The sequence below is a fragment of the Bacillus sp. FJAT-28004 genome (genome assembly GCF_001280845.1).
Taxonomy (GTDB): Bacteria; Bacillota; Bacilli; order Paenibacillales; family Paenibacillaceae; genus Pristimantibacillus.
Genome location: NZ_LGHP01000001.1, coordinates 104,697 through 126,844, shown reverse-complemented (window position 1 = coordinate 126,844; position 22,148 = coordinate 104,697). Strand labels below are relative to the sequence as shown.

General features: G+C 46.1%; 19 protein-coding genes and 1 pseudogene. 7 read left to right on the top strand and 13 right to left on the bottom strand.

Features of this window, described 5'->3' with window-relative positions; translation table 11 throughout:
• Positions 1-97: 97 nt before the first annotated feature.
• Positions 98-271, top strand: coding sequence for a hypothetical protein (locus tag AC787_RS33995; protein WP_161807500.1), 174 nt, complete (start codon positions 98-100; stop codon positions 269-271).
• Positions 272-562: 291 nt separating this feature from the next.
• On the opposite strand, the gene AC787_RS00525 is transcribed toward AC787_RS33995, so the two are convergent.
• From AC787_RS00525 to AC787_RS00515, 3 genes are all read right to left on the bottom strand, one after another.
• Positions 563-1,441, bottom strand: a complete 879-nt coding sequence (locus AC787_RS00525; protein ID WP_321166092.1) for a carbohydrate ABC transporter permease — start codon at positions 1,439-1,441, stop codon at positions 563-565.
• 17 nt (positions 1,442-1,458) lie between these two features.
• Positions 1,459-2,358, bottom strand: coding sequence for an ABC transporter permease (locus AC787_RS00520; protein ID WP_054023000.1), 900 nt, complete (start codon positions 2,356-2,358; stop codon positions 1,459-1,461).
• A 79-nt stretch (positions 2,359-2,437) separates the two neighbouring features.
• Positions 2,438-4,195 (bottom strand): extracellular solute-binding protein, encoded by a 1,758-nt coding sequence (locus tag AC787_RS00515; protein WP_054022999.1) that lies wholly within the window; start codon positions 4,193-4,195, stop codon positions 2,438-2,440.
• Between the two features lie 365 nt (positions 4,196-4,560).
• Here AC787_RS00515 and AC787_RS00510 point away from each other — a divergent pair.
• Positions 4,561-4,926: pseudogene (locus AC787_RS00510) on the top strand (IS5/IS1182 family transposase); the annotation flags it as partial.
• A 174-nt stretch (positions 4,927-5,100) separates the two neighbouring features.
• Here AC787_RS00510 and AC787_RS00505 read toward each other — a convergent pair.
• Both AC787_RS00505 and AC787_RS00500 read right to left on the bottom strand, forming a co-directional pair.
• On the bottom strand, positions 5,101-5,961 hold the full coding sequence (locus tag AC787_RS00505) for an AraC family transcriptional regulator (RefSeq protein ID WP_054022997.1): 861 nt from the start codon (positions 5,959-5,961) through the stop codon (positions 5,101-5,103).
• On the bottom strand, positions 5,948-6,562 hold the full coding sequence (locus tag AC787_RS00500; RefSeq protein WP_054022996.1) for a formylglycine-generating enzyme family protein: 615 nt from the start codon (positions 6,560-6,562) through the stop codon (positions 5,948-5,950). The genes AC787_RS00505 and AC787_RS00500 overlap by 14 nt, the downstream gene beginning before the upstream one ends.
• A 630-nt stretch (positions 6,563-7,192) precedes the next feature.
• Here AC787_RS00500 and AC787_RS00495 point away from each other — a divergent pair.
• On the top strand, positions 7,193-8,122 hold the full coding sequence (locus tag AC787_RS00495) for an ABC transporter ATP-binding protein (RefSeq protein ID WP_054022995.1): 930 nt from the start codon (positions 7,193-7,195) through the stop codon (positions 8,120-8,122).
• Positions 8,123-9,244: an ABC transporter permease gene (locus AC787_RS00490; RefSeq protein ID WP_054022994.1), complete on the top strand. Its 1,122-nt coding sequence runs from the start codon at positions 8,123-8,125 to the stop codon at positions 9,242-9,244.
• An 85-nt stretch (positions 9,245-9,329) separates the two neighbouring features.
• Here the strand turns inward: AC787_RS00490 and AC787_RS00485 are convergent, their stop codons facing one another.
• The 7 genes from AC787_RS00485 to AC787_RS00455 form a co-directional block, all read right to left on the bottom strand.
• Positions 9,330-10,406 (bottom strand): cation diffusion facilitator family transporter, encoded by a 1,077-nt coding sequence (locus tag AC787_RS00485; protein ID WP_082360572.1) that lies wholly within the window; start codon positions 10,404-10,406, stop codon positions 9,330-9,332.
• Positions 10,407-10,626: 220 nt separating this feature from the next.
• Entirely contained in the window at positions 10,627-12,309 is a 1,683-nt protein-coding gene (locus AC787_RS00480; protein WP_054022993.1) for a glycerol-3-phosphate dehydrogenase/oxidase, read from the bottom strand.
• A 285-nt stretch (positions 12,310-12,594) separates the two neighbouring features.
• Positions 12,595-14,085, bottom strand: a complete 1,491-nt coding sequence (gene glpK / locus AC787_RS00475; RefSeq protein WP_054022992.1) for a glycerol kinase GlpK — start codon at positions 14,083-14,085, stop codon at positions 12,595-12,597.
• Between the two features lie 31 nt (positions 14,086-14,116).
• The gene (locus tag AC787_RS00470) at positions 14,117-14,671 is read right to left on the bottom strand and encodes a glycerol-3-phosphate responsive antiterminator (protein WP_054026815.1); all 555 of its coding nucleotides are present in this window, start codon (positions 14,669-14,671) and stop codon (positions 14,117-14,119) included.
• Positions 14,672-14,727: 56 nt separating this feature from the next.
• Positions 14,728-15,747, bottom strand: coding sequence for a LacI family DNA-binding transcriptional regulator (locus AC787_RS00465; protein ID WP_054022991.1), 1,020 nt, complete (start codon positions 15,745-15,747; stop codon positions 14,728-14,730).
• A 139-nt stretch (positions 15,748-15,886) separates the two neighbouring features.
• Positions 15,887-16,255 (bottom strand): ArsR/SmtB family transcription factor, encoded by a 369-nt coding sequence (locus AC787_RS00460; protein ID WP_414730959.1) that lies wholly within the window; start codon positions 16,253-16,255, stop codon positions 15,887-15,889.
• 95 nt (positions 16,256-16,350) lie between these two features.
• Entirely contained in the window at positions 16,351-19,011 is a 2,661-nt protein-coding gene (locus tag AC787_RS00455) for a glycoside hydrolase family 78 protein (protein WP_054022989.1), read from the bottom strand.
• Positions 19,012-19,224: 213 nt separating this feature from the next.
• Between AC787_RS00455 and AC787_RS00450 the strand changes: the two genes are divergently transcribed.
• The 3 genes from AC787_RS00450 to AC787_RS00445 are packed head-to-tail and all read left to right on the top strand — an operon-like array spanning position 19,225 to position 20,988.
• Positions 19,225-20,091 (top strand): AraC family transcriptional regulator, encoded by an 867-nt coding sequence (locus AC787_RS00450; protein WP_054022988.1) that lies wholly within the window; start codon positions 19,225-19,227, stop codon positions 20,089-20,091.
• Between the two features lie 42 nt (positions 20,092-20,133).
• Positions 20,134-20,295 (top strand): hypothetical protein, encoded by a 162-nt coding sequence (locus AC787_RS33990; protein WP_161807499.1) that lies wholly within the window; start codon positions 20,134-20,136, stop codon positions 20,293-20,295.
• A 48-nt stretch (positions 20,296-20,343) separates the two neighbouring features.
• Positions 20,344-20,988 carry a metal-dependent hydrolase gene (locus tag AC787_RS00445; RefSeq protein WP_054022987.1) on the top strand — a complete coding sequence of 215 codons (645 nt, stop codon included), beginning with the start codon at positions 20,344-20,346 and terminating at the stop codon, positions 20,986-20,988.
• A 127-nt stretch (positions 20,989-21,115) separates the two neighbouring features.
• On the opposite strand, the gene AC787_RS00440 is transcribed toward AC787_RS00445, so the two are convergent.
• Positions 21,116-22,105, bottom strand: a complete 990-nt coding sequence (locus AC787_RS00440) for an alpha/beta fold hydrolase (RefSeq protein ID WP_054022986.1) — start codon at positions 22,103-22,105, stop codon at positions 21,116-21,118.
• Between the last annotated feature and the right edge of the window lie 43 nt (positions 22,106-22,148).

Below are 22,148 nucleotides of genomic sequence, written 5' to 3'. Positions count from 1 at the left end.
TATTTGAGGACGAGATTATACTTGTTTCATTAGCGTTATGTATCAAGATGGGACTATTGAATCTTTTGATAAGAATGGAAATCGGGTAGCACCAAAATTGAAAGATAAGCCTGAGGCAAATAGTTTAATAGCCAAGGAACTTGTGACACGTATTAACAAATATATCGAAAAGGGACTTATTGTACCTCAAGAATATATTGATGCTCTTCCGCAAAAAGATTTGGATGCGATAAACAAGACTCACGGTTTAAAACTTAAAAAGTCAAAATAAGAGAACCAAAAATACTATTATTAGCCTTAGTTCAGTCCACTGTTCTAAGGTCTTTTTATTGGACAAGATTCTATATAAAATAATTACTTGGTCACTAACATCGTACCATTGAAAAATGCTTAAAAAAAGTCACTCATCTGAGTGACTTTTTCATTCAAAACGTGGTTAACCAATAAATTCTTGATCCCATTCTCCCGACTTGGCTGCTAAAGATGCTTTGCTAGCGATTATGTTCAAGCCATTCAAACTTGCCCAATATACACTTGGTGGGGGGGTGTTCGAACATAAGAGCTATTCTTTCACGGAACCGATCATCATGCCGGAAATAAAGTATTTTTGCAGGAACGGATAGACACACAGAATCGGCAAAGTCGCGATAAATACCTGCGCCGCTTTGATCGTCCGGTCGGACACACTGTTCATCAGCTTGGCGTATGCCTGCGTCATGACCTGTGTATTGGGCTTGACCATGATCGTCTGCAAATACGATTGCAATGGATAGTTTTTCTGGTCATTCATATAGATCAATCCGTCGAACCAGGCGTTCCAGTGTCCTACCGCGCTAAACACGGTTAACGTCGCCAGAATCGGCAAGGACAGCGCCAAGTAAAGCCGCATCAGAATTCTAAAATGCCCCGCCCCGTCCATAAAGGCCGACTCTTCGATTTCCTTAGGGATATTGCGAAAAAAGTTCGATAGCAGCAATACGTTAAATACCGATACCGCTCCCGGCAAAACAAGCGACCAGACGGAGTCGAGTATGCCCGTATATTTCACAATCATAAAGACGGGAATCAATCCGCCGGAAAATAACATTGTAATGACAAGGTACCATGCGAAGAATGGCTGATGCTTGAACGATTCTTTGCTTTTGGATAACGGGTAGGCCATCAGAGTCGTCAGCATCAAGCTGACTAACGTGCCTAACACGACCCTGATCACAGATACCCACATCGCGCGCCAGTATTCGGCCGCTTGCAGAATATAGTCGTACGACTTCCACGTAAAGTCTACCGGCCATAGCAATACTTCACCAGCCGTAACCGCGCTGCTCGCGCTTAACGAAACGGCAAGCACGTGAAGCATCGGGACGACGCAACTGAGAGAAAATAAAATAAAGAACAATCCGTTGATATTCGATAACACGCGACTCCCAAAGGAACTTCTCACCACGATGACCTCCTTCCCTAGAAAATGCGATGATCCGATATTTTACGAGCGATAAAATAAGAAGCCGAAATCAATATTAGACTAACTACGGATCTGAACAGTCCGATTGCCGAAGCCAACGAATATTGCGACTGTTGAAGCCCCATTCTGTATACCCAGGTATCGATAACATCCCCTGTCGAATACACGAGAGGGCTGTAAAGCATAATGACCTGCTCGAAGCCGGCGTTGAGAATATACCCAAGGCTCAGCGTCACCATGAGGATAATGGTCGACTTCATTCCCGGAATCGTAATATGGATAATCTGTTTGAATCGGCTGGCGCCGTCCATTACCGCCGCTTCGTACAACGTTGGATTGATCGCCGTAATGGCAGCAAGATATACGATCGTTCCAAATCCGGTAACCTGCCACAGTTCCGTTCCCACGAGCAAATAAGGGAACAAGGACGACTCCGAAAGAAAGACGATCGGATGTATGCCCAGTTTGCCGAGCAGCACGTTAATCAGGCCTTCCCGAGAGAGCATATCCCTCATGATTCCCCCCAGTATGACCCAAGACAAGAAGTACGGAAAATAGATAATCGTTTGTACCATCCGCTTGAACACTTTGGAAATAATCTCGTTCAGCAGGATCGCGATGAGAATGGCGGCAATCGTTTCGACAACGATTTTCATCGAGGCAATATATAGCGTATTAAGCACGACTTGTTTCACGTCGGGAATTAAAAATAGTCGATGAAAATTCGCCAGCCCGACCCATTCCGAACGAAAGAAGCCAAGCGTTGGCTCGAATCGTTGAAAGGCCATGACTACGCCGAACATCGGAAGATACGAATAGATGAAAATAACGACAACCGGCAGGATCAACATGATGTAGAGAGGGAGTTGCTTTCGCGGAATCGTGAACAATTTCATATCTTCGCCCCTATGAATCGTAATTAGCCTTGTTATAATACGGACTGCGGATGCGTTTCACATCCGCAGTCTGACTTATTTATTTGCTCTCGAACCATTTTTGGATGCTGTCTTTGTTTTTCGCTTCGAACCATTTGTTGATGCCCGAATAGACCGCGGATGCATACAAGCCATCATATTGTTTAAGGAACTCGTCGTACAGGCTAATATCGCCGCCTTTAACTACGTTCAGGAACATTACATCGTAAGCTTTTTTGATAATCGGAGCGTTGTCGAGCATTTCCTGAGTCGGCATTGCCGTATACTCATTCATTTGGAACGCTTTGTTCTGGATGTAGCTGTCAACAACCGCTAAGCTGCCTTTGTCCGTGTAGGACAAGTAGGCTGGGAAGCCCGCTTTATCATTCGAATCGGCATAAGCCTTCGCTTGGTTGAAGAAGAGTTTGTTCGCTTCCGACAATCCGTCGGCATTGCCTGTATTCATTGCATTGCTAACGGCTTTAAGGGCCTCGTAATTGAACGACGGATTGTAAATCGACATCGGGTATGCTAGGAAAATGCCGGCGTTATCGACTGGATCGGTGTTATATTTACCGAATTGCATCGTGTCCGGATTGTTGTTTAGGTCATGGAACAGATTTTGCATTTTCACGAGTGCTTCCGGATGCGCTACACCTTTTCTTGCAACGCTGATGCCAAGAACGGTAGCAGCCGTAACGGAAGATTTCGCTTTCTCTCCGTCGGCGGAAGGAATAGCCACCGGCAACCAATTTCTATTCGGATCTTTGTCTAATGTTAAATTGAGAGGCCACCATGCATCCCATAGACCGCCAAACACGATGCTGGATTGGCTGTTCACAAGCATTTCGTTGTATTTCGCATCATCGAACGTCGCGAAATCTGGATGGATGTACCCTTTTTGGTAGTAATCATGTAGTTTGAGCAACGCTTTGCGCGTGTTCTCCCTGTGCTCAGGACCGAACATGCCGTCTTCCAGCCCGCCCTTGCTGTCCATGACCCAAATATTCGGGTAGGAATGGAACATGTTAAAGAATGAGTCTCCTATTCCCCAAGAGGTCGAGCCAATATTGGCATCTGCAAGCGGGATCGGGTACTTGTCTCCGCCCGTGCCATCATAGTCGTTCTTCTTAAACGCTTCCAGTATTTTATCGAGCTCGTCGACCGTTTTCGGAATCGCTAAACCCGCCTTCTCGACATTGTCAGAGCGCATCCAGAGCATAAATCCGGAATCGTGATAGGTCTGACCGTTAGGGATTCCGTAAACTTTTCCGTTTTTCGTTACGCCCTCCAGCAAACCGGAATAATCGCCCGTAAGATACTTTTTAGTATACTTCGTGCCGTAGTCCGTCAAAGCTTGCGTAAGGTCCTCTAGTTGGCCAGCAGCGGCAAGCCGTTCGAACTGTGACGGGGATACATAGAAGAAATCGGGCAAATCGCCGCTCGCGATCGTCAAGTTCATCTTCTCTTCGGCCTGTCCGCCAGCCGATGTCCAATTAAACTTCATATTAATGCCGAGTTTCTCGGACCATGTGCGCGTGTAAATATTACTTTCAATCGTATCCCCGTTTTTCAGGTTGCTGGCCACCTCATTGGCTAGGTGTACGGTCGTTATCTCAATTGGAGGGTCAAATTTTCCGAAAGGATCTTTCACTGGATCCGCGTTCGGATCGAGCGCCTGCGGCTTCGATGATTCGGACGTTTTGGTAGCGTTTTCATTTCCGGAATCTTCATTACCTTTACTGCATGCAGCCATCGTTAAAGAAAGCGATAAACATAATGCAAGCGAAAGCGGCTTAACTATACTCTTCGACTTCATAAAGTTGCCCCCCTGTGCAAGCCTTTCCGACCCGCACTTCTTCTTTTTTGAAAACGCTTACGAACAGGCGAAGCATTTATCGACTGATCTTCGCTCAGCCCTTCTTTTAATTGCTATCGCCTTTACATGACTGCATTATAGTTCACGTTTTATTCTTGCGTATTGTATGAAAATAGCATCATTTGTAAAATTGTAAGAAAAATAAACCCCTTCACGTCGAGGGCACTGAAAAAGCCCTCACGCTACCCATATGACGTGCTTGAAGTTGAAATCGCCTACTATCCAAAACTTATCGCCGTGCTTGAAGCAGAAGGCGGAATTTGCGAGCTTCCAAAAATCAAAGAACCGCTCAATCTGTTGAAAGAAACGGTAAACAACTGCGGACGTTGATCGAAAAAAGCAAGGCAACCGGTATCAAAACGGTAATCGGAGACACCGCCTATTCGGAAAGAGATAATTTTAAGTACAGCAACGATAATGACATTGTATTGGTGGCTAAACTCAACACAGTAATTACACAAGGGAATCGCAAGAAGGAAGATAAATTCCTGTTTAATAAAGATGCCGGCATGTATGTGTGCAAAGCCAGCCATATGGCGGTCCGTAACGAACTCAAACACAGACACGGGTATGACGTAGCGTCATCTTCGGGTCTTGTTGGCATGGAGTTACAAGGCGCGAAGGCGATCTTTACCGTAAATCTAAAGAGAATATTGAAGCTGATGAAGTAAGAAGCCATTCAAGCCGACCTGCTTTGACAGCGAAAAGACGACCAATAACCCATAAATTGGGATATCAGTCGTCTTTTTGTTTCGTACCTTCTAGCTGCTCCGACAAAATCACAAGTTCTTCAGTGGCCTCTTCAAGTCAGGGGTTTATTGTTATTTTATCCATATTTACGAGAATTAGGATTGATCGAAATGCATATGCACGTAAGAATGTTGTTCGCGATACTCCTGCGGCGTCACCTTCTCGCTCTGTTTGAAAGCTTTGGAGAAATGCGCCCCGTCGTAAAACGCGCTTAATATCGCGATTTCGGTAATCGACACCGAGGTCGTTTCAAGCAAGCGTTTCGCGCCATCGATCCGAATAGAAAGGATGTACTTTCCGAGCGTCGATCCCGTCACCGATTTGAATATTTGGTTTAAGTACCGTTCGTTCAGCGAATGGCGGACGGCCAAGTCCGGCAACAGTATTTTGCCGCCGGCATCAAGCCTCTCGTGGATATCTTCAATGACGAGTTTCACGATTTGCTCTTGTTTGTTGCGGTATCCGGCGCTCTCCGTCTGGTCCATGTATATCTTCACGAATATATGTAGGAAATATTGTTTGGCCATGACCGATATTTGTCGATCCATGCGGAGCTCGGTGATCAGCGCGCGAAAGTCCGCTTGCAGCGTCGGCATCTGCAACGAGGTTGCCCAGAATTCCAATTGATCGAACAGCTGGCGCATCCGCTCGTTCAATTCCGGACGATCGAATTGGAACAACAAGTAATACAAGTCGAACGAACCATCGTCACAGTAACTATGTCGGACATTGTTCGGCACGAAGAGGAGATCACCTTGCCTGACGTTCAACGTGAGCTTGTCTTGAATGACCGTATTTTCTCCCCGCGTGTAGTAGTTCAACTCGAATCCGGCCCCCGCGCCATCCCAGCCTCTGTTTCTCCACAAACCGAATGAAGGAAAAGAAACCTGGTGCCATTCCCGATCGAACAATTCGATAAGCGCTTTCAAATGAGAAGCCGGATTATTCCGTTTCATCGGACTCCTCCCACATTTTTATTACAATAGAATCTCCACCACTCCCGATCAACCAAAGACGCCATTCTTCATTAGACCTGAAGAACTTATTTGCAACAGTGTCTCCACATCGGCAATCATGTAGATCTAATGAATCTCCCCAAGGGCCTTCCGGTCCTCTAGCTGTATACTCCCATTCAGCTTCATATGGCAGTCTTACTCCCGCCCAATCACAATATGCCACTGCATCTTCCCAAGAAGCCGAACTTAGAGGAAGATTCTCTGTTCCTACAACGGGTTTCCCATCATGCCAAGCACTGTTCAGTCGACTGTGAATCGTATTATCAACCGGTGCAGGGTGTCCAGTGTCTTGCATAAAAAGATAATTTTGTCCAATCGTTATTAAATCACGATAAACCCAAAACCCATTGATTTCAACTTCATGACAAAATAACTCCCCAACCCAATCCTTGCCTCCAACTTGAGCATTAAACCACTCTTCATGCCATTCATTCTTTGTCCAAAGTTGCCGAACTTCAAATTCATTGCTTCCCATCATGAATGTTCCAGATGGTACCCAAATAAGAGTTGCTCCATCTCTTGGATTACTATGAGTATTCAAACATTTTAACCTCCAATTCAGGTCAGTTTTTATAAGTACTTATTTAGTCGCAAAATTGTCTTTAGAAAAGTGATGAGAGCTGCACCCACGGCGAAATGGTTCGCGGACTCTTCAAAACTCGTTGCCAGGTTTGAACAAGAAACCAAGAAGGCTTCGAACGAATCTACATTGAGTTTGACAAAGAGGTAAACCGCTTTGCAAGCTTTATTTCTACTTTTTGACCAAGAGATCTCTCCATGACGATGTGGCCGGTTTATTCAAGCATAGATTCTCGCAATTACCAATAAATCTCATGATCTGCATAAGTCATGTAAGTCAACATGTATATCCAAAATATTTCACAATACTTCTGAGTTACCCTGCGCTATCAATATGCACCTGAGGTCAACTGCTCTTATGTCATCGAACTGATCGTTCTCAAAAACTCCGCACCCACACTCTCCGCCTTAAGACGGAGTCCGAAGCATGCTTAAGACGGTACTCTCATAAAATGGATACGGTTAAAATTATTGTAACAGATCAATCCCAACGGAACCCTTGTATCACAAAACTAAGCATATGCTTTCGAAGTGAGTTTTGCTTCACAAAACAAGCGTATGCTTTCTTCACAAAACTTAAGGAGGTTACATAATGCCCGTATTAGAGGTGCGCAATTTGCAAAAGAGCTTTGGATCAGTCAGCGCTGTAGCCGGTATTAGCTTCACCGTCGAGGCTGGAGAAGTGTTTACCATCATCGGTCCAAACGGCGCAGGAAAAACGACTACTCTTGAAATGATTGAGGGGCTGCAAAATCCTGATGCCGGCCAAATCGAGTTTGGCCCTTTAAATTGGACGAAAAACAGTGAACAAATTAAGGTGTCCATCGGCGTTCAGCCTCAATCTAGCGCTTTGTTCGATTTGCTGACGGTGGAAGAAAACTTAGATTTGTTCGCTACCTTTTACCCAAAGTCCCGGCCAGCAGCAGATGTGCTCGAAATGATTAATCTCACTGATCAGCGCAGCAAGCAGGTCAGGAAACTTTCCGGCGGACAGAAACAACGGCTTGCTATCGGACTCGCAATGATCAATGATCCTATGATTATTTTTCTCGATGAGCCTACAACAGGACTTGATCCACAAGCAAGACGGAATATATGGGACATCATCCTCAAGCTGAAGGAGCTTGGCAAAACAACCATCCTTACTACCCATTATATGGAGGAGGCCGAAAAGCTAAGTGACCGCGTATGTATTGTCGATCAAGGAAAAATCGTCACGTTAGATACGCCAGCTGCTCTTATTGATCGGCTCACGAATGAACGCGAGGTCAGACTTACCTTTGTTGACGGTGCTGATGCGGCTATTGAGACAGAGAAAGTTGCCATTCTCCATTCCGCAGTCGTCCGAACAAATCGTGAAGGAGCTTCTCTCCAGCTATGGACGACCCAGCCTGAAGAAACGTTATATGAGTTGTTCGGATTTACAAAAGACCGTGGTTTTCGCGTCGAGCAAATCTCTATTCGTGAAATGAGTCTGGAAGATGTATTCATTGCCTTCACCGGCAAGGAATGGAGGGATTAAATGAACAGCACCAAGCAATTTTCCAAAATGTTTAGCGCCCAAATCAAAATGATGTTTCGTGAAAAACAAGTATGGTTTTGGAACATCTTTTTTCCGATTATTTTAATGGTATTGTTTATGGTTATTTTTGGAGGAGGCTCATCCGATAGCTTTAAAGCTACGATTGCTGTTGTCGATTCGCAGCCGAATGCAAATTCGAGCATGCTGCTCGAACAGCTGCGCCAGATTCCTGTATTCGAGTTCAAAGAAGAGCAGCCTATCACCAAGGAAGCTGGCAACACGCTCATTGAGAAACAAGATATTGACGCGCTCATTATTTTACCTGAATCGGATAGCTCCACCACGATGCAGCTTGTTGTAAACAAAGCAAATGAGCAAGGCGCAACAACGCAAGCTATTGCCGGCATTTTGGACCAATTTATTCAGCAGACGAATTGGACTGTTGCCAACGCAACGCCAACATTCAGCTTAGCTAGAGAAAGTATTTCACAGGGCTCAGAAGATTTAAATTATGCAGACTTCCTGCTTACAGGCATGATCGGTTTAACCCTTGCGCAAGGCGGACTGTTCGGCATGGTCAGTCTTGTCGAGATGCGCAGGAAGGGACTCATGAAACGGCTTCGCATGACCCCTGCCAAAATGGGCCTTTACGGACTTGCAGGCGTAGTTGTAAAACTCATACTCGGAGTGTTTCAAATTGTTATCTTAACTTTGATTGGTGTATTCGGTTTTGGCGCGAATCTTCATATTAATGTATTCAGCTTGGTCATTGCTTTCTTTGCGGGTGCTTTAGTATTTAATGCGATGGGCTATTTATTCTCTTCATTCAGCAAATCCATAGAGGCTTATATGGGCATGTCCAACATTGCCAGCATGCTCATGATGTTTCTAAGTGGTGTGTTTATCCCACTCGAAGTTATGCCGAACTGGCTGCAGCCTGTTGCACAAATCTTGCCGCTCACTTACTTCGTAGAGGGCATGCGGGATGGTCTCATTTACAATTCAGGTATTATTTCAACCTCATTCTGGATCGGTATCGGTATTATGGTCATGTGGGGGGTCGTATCCTTCTTAATTGGCTTACAAGTGTACAAAACGAAATCGGCTATTGAAGCAGTCTAGTCGTAAATCATCAACCTAAAAATAGGGCTGTCACCAAAGTAGATCATCCTACTGAAGTGACAGCCCTATTTTACGATAACCGTATCTATACCTTACAAGCAGGGTGCTTCAATTGCGATTTCTCGATTTGAATCGTCGAATGTTCAATTTGGAACCTGTCAGCCAGATGTTGAATCGCCTCCTGAAGAATTACTTGGCAATCCTTCGCATCCTCAACAACAAGATGGCAGCTTAAGGCGTCTATTCCTGAAGTAATCGTCCAAATATGAAGATCGTGAACGTCTTTGACACCTTGAATGTCTAGCAGTGCTTCTTTAACCTGCTCAGCATTCACATGAGCTGGCGTCCCCTCCATTAGAATATGAACGGTTGATTTAATCACTCCCCATGCGCTTCGCAAAATAAGAAGGGCAACCACTACGCTAATGATCGGATCAGCGATATACCACGAGAATAAATACATCAGAATGCCGGCAACGATCGCGCCTACTGAACCAATGGCATCTCCGATGACATGCAGATACGCACTGCGAACATTTAGATTGTCCTTCACATCCGCCTTCCGCATAAGAAACCATGCACTTGCTACATTAGCCAGCAATCCAATGCCAGCTATAATCATCATCGAGCCACTCGCGACGGTCGGCGGTTCACCGAACCGCTTGATTGCCTCCGCAATGATAAACGCGGCGATAACGAACAGTGTAATGCCATTAAACAAGGCTGCCAATATTTCAAAACGATGAAATCCATAAGTGCGATTAGAAGAAGCTGGACGCACGGCAATCCACATTGCTGCCAAGCTTAACGCCAGTGCCGCTGTGTCGCTTAGCATATGCCCTGAATCAGACAATAGCGCCAACGAGTTGGTTACAAGTCCCCCTACAAACTCCAGAACCATAATACCTGCTGTAATAATAAGTGCGATCAGCAGTCCCGCTTTATTGTTCGGAGCATGAGAATGTCCATGATGACCATGACCATGCGAGTGACCATGGTGGTGACCGTGATGGCTGTGATTCCCATGAGAATGCTTAGGTGCGTTCTCTTCATGGTTATGGTTATGGTCGCATGCTCCATCTCCATGATCATGTTGATGGTTTTCCGCAATGGCTGCTGTTTTTAATGATTTCCCTAGTTTCTCGTCCTGTGATCCGTTCATAATTCTCTCCCCCAATCCATTCCAACAGACTTTATTAGTCTGCGTCTCAACCAACTATTTCATGAATGCAATCGAATTTCCATAACATATGAATACATGCTCATATGTTATTAAATTTATTATATGTAATTTATGCTAATGTTGCAACACCTTTTGCATACAAAAAAAGAGACGCATTTCTGCACCTCCATTTCTATCAGATAATCTATTCGGTTTCCATTTAGCTGCGCAGCGGCTCGACTGCTTCCACCAACTTTTCTTCCAGTTCTGCTGTGTAAGCAGCGCGCTGTTCATCACTCCACTTCAGACGATTCGCCATCGCGGCTATAACCTGTGTTTTCCATTGCTGTACATATCCGATTCGGAAAAACAGATCACCAGTCCGCCGAATAAAGAAATCTGTCGGCTTCACTGTCATTTCCGCCTCTATGGCGTAACGAAGCTGTACCGCTAGTATGAGCGGCAGCTCATATGATTCGGCCCAAGCGCCTGTGCTTTGCGCCAGAGAGAACAGCTGATCCACGTTTGAGCCGTAACGCTGCGCCAGAAAGGCTGACTCTTCCTTGTTAAAACCGTAATGCGCGCCCTCTGCCGTCTTTTTCTGAACAAATGGCTCAAAACCTTTTGACCCGCCTAAGTCTCCGCCCGACATCGTGATGGTCTTTGTTTCACTTTTGGTAAAATGATTGCCGCTGCCCTCTTGTCCGAGCAGCTCTACTACTTTATCTACCACGGTTTCAGCCATCTTGCGATAACCTGTCAGCTTACCCCCTGCAATCGAAATCAGTCCGGATTCCGATACAAAAATTTCATCACGACGCGATATTTCCGAAGGTGACTTCCCTTCTTGCTGAATCAGTGGACGAAGACCAGCCCAGCTTGATTCCACATCCGCTTCGACAAGCTTCAGATCCGGGAACATAAAGTTAACGGCTTTCAGTAAATAAGTGCGATCCTCCAGTGTCATAACGGGGTTAACGGTATTGCCCTTATAGTTGGTATCTGTCGTACCGAAATATGTTTTTCCAGCGCGTGGAATCGCAAACACCATGCGGCCATCCGGCGTATCGAAGTAGACCGCTTGACGCAAAGGGAAACGACTCTGGTCGAACACCACATGAACACCTTTCGTCAGACGGAGGGTTTTGCCCTTCTTCGATCCGTCAATTTCACGAATATCATCGACCCAAGGCCCGGTAGCATTAATGACTTTAGTCGCCTTCAGCTCGTATTCAGCGCCGCTAATCATATCTTTAACCAACGTACCTGTTATTTTACCGTCTTTGCCATAACGAAGCGTCTCTACCTTGGCATAGTTGACCGACAAAGCGCCGGTTTCTACCGCTTTCTTCATCACTTCTATCGTAAGCCGCGCGTCATCCGTACGGTATTCCACATAATATCCGCTGCCCTTTAGGCCATCCCGCTTCAAAAGCGGTTCCTTAAACAGCGTATCCTCTACGTTCAGCATCATGCGACGCTCTTTTCTTTTGACGCCAGCAAGAAAATCGTAAACGCGCAAACCAATTGATGTCGAGAACTTACCGAAGGTGCCGCCCTTATAAAGCGGAAGCAGCATCCATTCCGGTGTCGTGACATGCGGCCCGTTCTCGTATACGATAGCCCGCTCCTTGCCGACCTCTGCTACGACACCTATCTCTAACTGTTTCAAATAACGCAAACCGCCGTGAACCAGCTTAGTCGAACGACTCGATGTCCCCGCTGCAAAATCCTGCATCTCCACAAGGGCTACTTTCATTCCGCGCGCAGCAGCGTCAAGGGCGATACCCGCACCGGTAATTCCTCCGCCAATGACGAGTACATCCAGCTGTGATTGCTGCATTTGCTTCAGTACTTGCTCACGATTTTGGGCGGCAAATATTTCTTTATTATCATTTGTCATCATTATTTCCTCCCGATTCTCTATTTATTAGTGTTCTGCCATTTGCAGCTCACTACTCATGAATTAATTTAAACCAAGCAAAAACGCCTTCGGCGTCCTCTGGATGCTGAAGCAGCTTTGACGGAGAAATATAAGCCCTTTATAAGCTAACAAACTTATAAATTCTTATATTTAAACAAAAAAACCACTCAAACCGCTTCCCAATCCCTATAAAGGATGTGGAAGCGGTCTTCGTGGTTTCTCCTGATCTCCAACCGTTATTAACTTGCCATCAGTATAACATAATTATTGCGTGAAAGCCATGGCCGCTCTGACCGCACGATGCCAGCCGCTGTATAAATCAGCACGTTTCTCCTCTTCCATAGCTGGCTTAAATACTTTATCTACCTGTCTCAGATTTGCAAGTTCCTCGCGGTTTTCCCAGAAGCCCACCGCAAGTCCGGCCAAATAAGCGGCTCCAAGCGCCGTTGATTCATTTACAACTGGACGCTCCACCGGAACGCCGAGCAGATCACTTTGGAATTGCATCAGCATATTGTTGGCAACTGCTCCGCCGTCAACACAAAGCGACTCCAGCGGCAAACCAGATTCCTCCTCCATGACGGAGAGTACATCCTTTGTCTGATAAGCCAGCGACTCTAATACTGCACGGACAAAATGAGCCTTCGACGTTCCCCGCGTGAGTCCAAATACCGCACCTCTAACATCGCTATTCCAGTAGGGCGTACCGAGTCCAACGAATGCCGGCACGACATACACGCCGTCCGAGGATTCCACCTGCTCCGCAAGACCTTCCGTCTCGGAAGCGGATTCAATCAGCTCTAGACCATCTCTAAGCCACTGAATTGCCGCACCTGCGACAAACACACTGCCTTCCAGCGCATACTCCAGCTTGCCATCAACCTCCCACGCAATCGTTGTGAGCAGCCCCTTCTCGGAGACGATTGCTTTGGAGCCTGTATTCATTAACATGAAGCAGCCCGTACCATACGTATTTTTAGTATTTCCCTCTGCATAAGCATTTTGACCAAACAAGGCTGCTTGCTGATCACCAGCTGCACCAGCTACAGGGATTTTGCGTCCGACAATTTCATCAACAACATATCCGTATACTTCAGAAGAAGAGCGTACCTCCGGAAGCATGGCTTTAGGAATGTTCAAAATGTGCAGCAGCTCATCGTCCCAGCTCCGTTCATGAATATTGAACATTAGCGTTCTTGATGCATTCGAAACATCCGTTACATGTACCTGCCCACCGGTTAGATTCCATATGAGCCAAGTATCAATCGTGCCAAATAACAGCTCGCCTTTCTCAGCACGCTCGCGCGCGCCTTCAACATGCTCAAGAAGCCAGTTCACCTTTGTACCCGAAAAATAAGCATCAATAAGCAGTCCAGTCTTCTCATGAAACACTTGCCCATAACCGCTTTGCTTAAGCCCGTCGCTAATGCCCGCCGTTTGACGGGATTGCCATACGATCGCGTTATGAATCGGCTGCCCAGTCGTTTTGTCCCAGACAACTGTCGTTTCCCGTTGATTCGTAATTCCGATTCCAGCAATTTGCTCAGCAGTTATGCCCGTTTTGGCCAATAATTCTGCCATTACCTTCTTCGTTGACTGCCATATAAACATAGCATCTGCTTCTACCCATCCTGCATGCGGGTAATGCAGCGGAAGCTCTTCTCTCACCATATCTACAATCGTACCGCTGCGATCAACGAGCAATGCGCGCGTGCTGGTCGTGCCTTGATCTAGCGATAACATATAGGTCTCCACTTAAACCCCTCCTTCACTTTTCAGCTTCAGCCTACTTCACTGACTTCCACAGATCTTTCCGTGATGTCGTTATCGCCGAAGCTCCCGCTTCAAGCGCCTGACTGACATGCTCAACCGTTCGGATTAGCCCTCCCGCTATGATCGGAATGCCGCTCCTCTGCTTCACTTCACTTATAATATCCGGTATAACACCCGGCAGCACCTCAATGAAATCAGGACGGTTTTTGTCCAGTACCGTGTAGCTTCTCTCCAGTGCATCCGAATCAATAAGAAACAACCGCTGAATCGCAATCAATCCATTCTGCTTCGTACGACCGATAACGCTGGAGCGCGTCGAGATAATACCTGCGGGTCGAATCGACTGACATAGAAACTCTGCCGCGTATTCATCGTTTTTCAAGCCATCGATCAGGTCGGCATGCAGCAGCACCTTTTTGTTATGCTGGCTCGCCAGATCAACGATATGTTTTAACTGTCCCAAATGTCCTCCAAGCAGCACCATGTATGAAAAAGGAGAGGCAAGCACCGCCTCCACATCCTTCAGCTTATGCACTGCCGGCAATACGTTTTGCCCGTTTAGCAACATTGACATATTGGCCACCTCCGCTCGAGTGCTGCGATTGTTATTTCACAGGTGCTGATTTAGCGCTTCACTAATTTAATGCTGCTCTCACGCTCTTGCAGCCTTGTCGGCAGTACAATCTTCTTTGCAATATCCCGCTTCGAAGTCATACGATCTGCGAGCAGCTCAACTGCCGTCTCGCCCATATACTCCATATGCACCTTTACCGTCGTGAGAGGCGGCTGTAAAAAGGCAGAAATAGCGATGTCGTTGTAGCCGACAATTGAAATATCTTCTGGAACCCGAAGTTTCGCTTCATGCAGCGCTCGGAGCGCACCGACTGCCATGGAATCATTTTCGATAAAAAATGCCGTTGGCAGCTTGTTCTCGTCTATCGCTTGCTTCATTAGCTTATAGCCGTCCTCGGAATACAAATGTTCCCCCGTATAAACGAGTTCCGCATCAAACAGCCCTTTAGCAGTCATTCGTTCTATAAATACATGCTCACGTTCATCACGCACACGCTTATTATTTACGAAGTTATGCCCGCCAATATAACCGATTTCTGTATGGCCGAGGCGAATGAGGTAATCGATCACTTCTGAAACCGACTTTCCTATATCAATAACAACGGAATCGTACCGATTGTCATCTGGAGACGAATCAACAAATACGATAGGGTCTAAACCCTGAGGAAAACGATCCAGATCCTCTTTCTCGAAGCGCCCGATCGCAATCATGCCATCGAATGACTCACAAGGCCAATCTATTCCATCCGAATGAACTTGCATAAACAATTTTACCAAATCCATATTTCGATGGAAGCACTCGCGCTCAATACCAAGCCGAATAGCCAAATAATATGGATCAAGCATTTCCTCCTGATCGGAATACCAGTTCACGAGTCCAATGCGATAACGCTCTTTAAGCCCGGTGCCATTGCGCTGACGCAGCGTCTTATAGTTCAATTGCTGTGCAATTTCAAATATACGTTTACGAGTTTCGTCCGCAACCGATATGCCTGGATCATAATTCAGTACCCGCGACACGGTGGCAATCGAAACTTTTGCTTGCTGTGCTATATCTTTAATTGTAGCCATACTACCGTTCCTTCCTGCTAGCCCGTGGCGATAAGTAAAATTATACTTCAATTTTACTAAAAATCAATAAAATTAACATCGATAAAACAAAAGCTACCCTTATGGTTATTAACCATGAAGAGTAGCTTTGTTGGATATATTATTCATGCTTCAAATGCTGAAGCGTAAGCATAAAAATTTGTTCTACATGATCGTCGTCCAGCGAATAGAAGACGGTTTTCCCGACTTTCCTGCGCTTGACGATACGCATGTTTCGCAGCAGCCGCAGCTGATGAGAGACTGCCGATTGCCCCATCGAGAGCACCTCAGTCAAATCATGAACGCAAAGCTCAGACTGCACCAGAGCATGGATAATCTTCACTCGCGTTGGATCACCAAGCGCCTTGAACAGATCAGCCAGCTGAGCAGCTGTTGTGTCTGCAATCATTTTGCTTCTAACACTCTCTATGTTTACCTCCGAGCCTGCGCACGAATCATCGCATGCTGCGACAACTTGATTATCCATCATCATCCCACCAACTCTATTCATCTAAAACACATTATAACATGTTTCAGTTGATGGGGTGAATCTGAAATACCCGCTTGCAGCATGCATGCACATATCTACCAAGCAAATCGATAGCTGCCAGACCCTGCTTGTATCGTAACGCCTGCTTCGGTTCCAGCTACCGATGTTATCCCCTCAGTACCGATTAACGACTCACCGCTCTCGGTCACCTTCGTCCCAGCAGCCGCACCCGGCAAACGAATCTCCGCAGAAGCATTCGGAGGAATCGTTACATCGAGCGTGAAGAGTCCCTCTTCCGATTTGGACCATTTTGAGCTTACCGCGCCATATAACGTCTCTATTTTCCCTTCCGCCCAAGTCAGCCCTTCGCCTGGAAGCGGTGCGACGACGATTCGCTTATACCCAGGAGCATCCTCCACCGTTTGAATCCCAGCTACCGTCCGGTACATCCAGTCGCCAATTGCTCCATAGGCATAATGGTTAAATGAGTTCATATTCTTGGCCCAGAAGCTTCCGTCTTCCTTAATGCCGTCCCAATGTTCCCAAATCGTCGTAGCGCCTTTGGTCACGGGATACAGCCATGATGGATAGGTTTGCTGGAGAAGCAGCTTATACGCCACATCGTTTTTGCCAAAAGCACTAAGTACATGGTTCAAATAGGGGGTCCCGACAAAACCTGTCGTTAGGTGATCTTTACTTTGCTCAATCAGCTCAGTCAGCTTGGCAATAGCCCGCTTCTCTGCCGCATCATCCAGCAGACCAAACATCAAGGCAAGCACTTGGGCCGTTTGCGTCGGAACAGCCAACCGTCCAGCTGCCGTTACAAACTCATCTCTAAGCGCCGTTATAATATTTTCGTACAGTCCCGAATATTTCTCAGCATCCGCATCCTTGTTGAGCACGACTGCCGTCTTCTGAACGATGGATACCGAATAGGCATAAAAGGCGGTCGCGATAAAATCACGATCCGTTGCCCCTACATAATCGCCCGACTTGGCATCGAGCCCGAGCCAGTCTCCGAAGTGAAAGCCTGTATTCCATAAAAACTCGTTTTCCCCTTGACGCTGAATATACGATACCCACGCCTGCATGCTGTCATATTGCTCTTCTAATATCCGTTTGTCTCCGTAACAAATATATAACGTCCAAGGACAAATTACTGCCGCATCCCCCCATGCTGCCGAGGACATATCATTCTCGCCCAGCACTTGTGGAACCACGAACGGAACACCGCCGTCCTCTGCTTGATCAGACTCAACATCCCGCAGCCATTTCGTAAAAAAGGGAGCTACGTTTGTTAAGTAGGAAGCCGTCTGAATGAACATTTGCGCATCCCCTGTCCAGCCGAGTCGCTCATCCCGCTGCGGACAGTCCGTCGGCACATCGAGGAAATTACCCTTTAAACCCCATTTGATATTGTGCTGAAGTTGATTCACAAGCGGTTCAGAGCATTGAAACTCACCGGTTTCCTCCATATCCGAATGCAGCACGACACCTGTAAAATCTTCAAGCTCTATGTTCTCAGGAAATCCAATCAGCTGCACATAGCGAAAGCCCTGAAAAGTAAAGCGCGGCTCATACGTTTCGGTCTCTCCGCCCTTCAGAACATATCGAATCAATTGTTTCGCCGCACGTAAGTTTTCCGTGTAGAAATTGCCTTCCTGATCAAGTACCTCTGCATGCAGCAGCGTTACTTCGGAACCCGACGCTCCCTTTACTGCAAACTGTACCCAGCCGACCATATTTTGGCCAAAATCAAGCACCGTTTCCCCTTTTGGTGTCGTGATCACAGCAATCGGCTTTATTCGTTCCTGCTTGCGAACAGGCTCATTCACCTGCGGTCTCAGCATATGCTTCTCATGCTGAATCACCTCGACCGTCTGCCACTCCTTCGCACTGTCATCATAAGCTGCTGTACTCCAGCCCTCTCGTTCGAGGCGCGCATCATACGTTTCTCCATGATAAATCTCCGAAAATTGAATCGGACTAACAGAGGCCTTCCACTTATCATCGGACATGATGATCTCTTCTCGTCCATCCTCATAAACAATACGCATTTGCAGCAGCAACGCCAGACGATCACCGTATACGCAGCGCTGATTGCTCCATGCCAAATTTCCTTTATACCAGCCGTTACCAAGGCAAGCGCCAATCGCATTTTTGCCCTGTTTCAGCAATGCCGTCACATCATAAGTTTGCGTCTGCAGCGTATGATTGTAGCTCGTCCAGCCCGGTGTAAAATAACTGTCGCCAACTCGCTGGCCATTCAGCTCAAGCTCGTATATTCCTAGCGCAGTCGCATACAGACGTGCCTCCTTCACTTTGCCATTAAGCTCAAAGCTTCTCCTGATTAGCGGACTAGGCTCAGCCTCAATTGGCAGCATCTCCAGCGGCGCAGCGATCCAGTTGCCAAGCCACTCCTCTGGACTAAGCAGTCCCATTTCCCAGAAGGCTGATGCTGACCAAGCCGTTTCATCGCCCTTTTGATTCCAAGCCCGAACACGATAATAATAACGCTTACAGGATTCAGCGACAAAAGAGTCCAGCTCAACATGTGCCGACTGCTCGCTATTCACGCGTCCTGATTGCCAAAGTAGAGATACAAAGTCCGATTCTGCTGCAATCTCAATCTCGTAAGCCGATTGAATGACCGCCCGCTCATCTGAAAGTAATTTCCATCCTACACGAGGTTTTGTCACTCCAATTCCAATCGGGTTTTGCTGATATTCACAGTGTACTTCGCTAATTTCGAACACATGTATTCCTCCTTAGGTCGTTTAAACCGATAATTGCCCTAGCTAAATGTAGAGTTGGCGTCCTTTTTTTGAGTGTTCGCCTTCCTTGCCACAGCGCTTTACACTATAATTATAAAAAAGCACGTTTGAAAAGTGGTAGGTAAAATGGACAATATCATGCGGCAATCCGGACATTTTTATAAAATGTAGAACTATTCGCTGGGAGAGCTCACGATGAATCATCCCGTAGAAACATTCCGTGGAGAGTATTTTTTTCAAAACAACCAGCTGCTTTATGTTAATCGTGCTAGCGAAAGCATCACGAGTCCCTATCATGATCATGATTTTCTCGAATGCGTATATATTGCAGAAGGCGCCGGCTATCATCATATCGGAGATCAAGTGCATAAGGTGCGGAAAGGACAGGTTTTTTTCATCCCAATCGGCATTTCACATGTGTTTCGTCCGATTTCCTCCGACAAAGCGCGCAACCCGTTGAGCGTATTCAACTGCGTCTTTTCTCCGCTATTGCTGCATAAGCTTAGTGCATTCGCATCCGATTATCGCAGCGTGCAGTTTATTAATGATATGGAAAGCGGACATTTTCCCTATTATTCTTGTATGGATACGAATAGTCAGTTTGAGAAGCTGTTTCTATCCATGCATAGAGAATTTGAACTGCAACAGAGCGGCTCGTCCGATTACTTGCATACGCTGCTGCTCCAGCTGATCATCGCACTACAACGCTCTGTTGCTAACGCCTCCCCAGCCAAGGCTCGGGCTCCGCAGCAACCAGAATTTATAAAGCTGTTAAACGAGCTCGATCAGCGTTTCCAGCAGGAGCTGACCCTTGCCAAACTGGCCGAGACAAGCGGCTGGAGCGAGCGGCATCTGCAACGGCTCTTTCAGCAATATACAAAGCAAAGCTTTCACCGCTACCTGCAAAATTTGCGCATCCAAAAAAGCCAAGAGCTGCTTCGCGGCTCTCAGCTCAAAATCAGTACGATTGCCGAAATGGTCGGCTATCGAGATATTCATTCTTTTAACACATTGTTCAAAAGGTGCACCGGCATGACGCCAAGCGTCTATCGGAGAGGATAAATCGGCTGGTATGCCCTGGCAGACAGGAGGTTCAATGCCGTCATGTTTACTTTAAAAGAAAAGCTCTACTTGCTTCAGCTGCTCAAGCAACAAAAACGGAAACGTTTATTTGGCCTTGGCAAAAAAGACCCGGTGCATGATCAGCTGGTAGAGAAGCTAGAGCAAATGGTTCGAAACGAGCAGGTTAACCGGGAACAACTATAATAGACTGCCATACTTCATGCATACGCATAGTCAGTCACAGGAGGAATTATGACAGGAAAGACCCATCTTGCAATCGGAGCAGCTGTTGGTGCAGCCGCTTCTGTTTATTATCCCTTTACTATCGAGCATGCCGCTCTGTACATTGCAGTAGCAGGATTTTCTGCGTTAAGCGCCGATCTTGACGGACCGAGCATGCTCAGTACTAAGCTCAGCAAGCTATCAAAGCTCATTCGCGAGCTTACGCTTTGGTCTGGATGCCTGCTTGCCGGAATCGTAGCCTATTATTTTTTCACAGATCAATCTCCATCACCGGTGTACATAGGCGTCGCAGCCGCTATTTTCCTGCTAGGCCTTGTCGCTAAACAAGGCGTTATCCGAAATGTTCTCGCCAGCGTAGTTGGCTGTATGGTCATGTACGCAGGCTACTACTATCAGATGAATTGGCTCATCGGCTTTGGGCTGTTTTCTGCTTGGGTGCCTTGGCTGAAACACCGCGGCATGACGCATACAATATGGGCCGTTCCGATTTGGGGATATATCGGCCTTGGACTCGAAAACCAGCTCCAAGTCGAGGGTATCGCGATCGTCGCCATGCTCGGTTATTTATCTCATCTCGTAGCAGACACGCTTACGCCAAGCGGCGTTAAGTGGCTTTATCCGCTAACGAAAAAATCATTTAAAATGAAGTTATAGACTCTTGTATAGACTAATCCGGTCAAAATAAAAGCGGCAAGCCTTGGACGAGTAAATCGTCCGAGACTGCCGCTTTTTTATTTAGCCCAATACCTTCTTGATTAGGATCTGATTTTTAAATAATCATCTACTTGTCTTGTTTTACTTGCTCCATAAACGCCCGGAAGTTCTCAGCAATTTCTTTTGATTTGGTATGGTGCAAATAATGACCTCCTTCAAATGTCATCACTTTACCATGCACAGAATCTTTTATTTGCCCTTCATGCAGCGGTATCCATCCTTTTACGCCTGTATTATTCGCTTGAATAAAGAAAATAAGGGGAAGTTCTTTTGGGAATGATAAACTTCTAGCTGCAACAAAATTAGGATAAAGATTTTCCAATTCATTCAAGCTGGTGTTATTAAACATGTTTTTGTTCGAAAGCATAATCATTTGTTTTTTTGTTTCATCATCATATGGCAGCCCAGCATACGGGTCCTTGCCAAACTTCATCATCAATCTTCCAAAACCTGATTGTTTGAGCAGTTTAAAGTTTCCTAATGGCAATTTAGCATCCATACCGCCTTGCGTTGGAACACTGGTATCGATCCCGACAAATGCACTCACTTCGTTTGGATATTTGTTCACATAATCGAGTCCGTAAATGCCTGTAATGGAGTGACCCATTAGAATAAAACGGTCAATATTAAGGCTCTGCAGCGCTTCATGAATTTCACTTACAATATTATCTGTGGTTCGTTCTTTGTTGGTTCTATCACTTAATCCATAACCAAAAGGCTCAACCACGACAACTTTGTAAAATGGTGACAGCTCATCAATTAACGGCTTAAAATCAAGCACTGGTGTCGCTGTTCCTTGACCAGGCAAGAGTACGATTGTTTCTTCTCCTTGTCCCTGTATCAAAACATTCATATTTTTCCCATCTACCTTTACAGACTGACCATAAGGTTTTATTTTTCCTTCCTCTGATTTGCTGCTGATCTTATTAACGACAAAAACCGTAGCAACAAAAAGGACGATTGCTATAACTAATACTGCTAATACTTTAAGTAAAATGAACAATATTTTTTTCATTTTACTAACTGGTTGTTTTCCTGTTGCTGTGTTCAAGTCCATTTTCTTTACCTCTCGTATGTTCACTTACATCTTCTCCTATCAT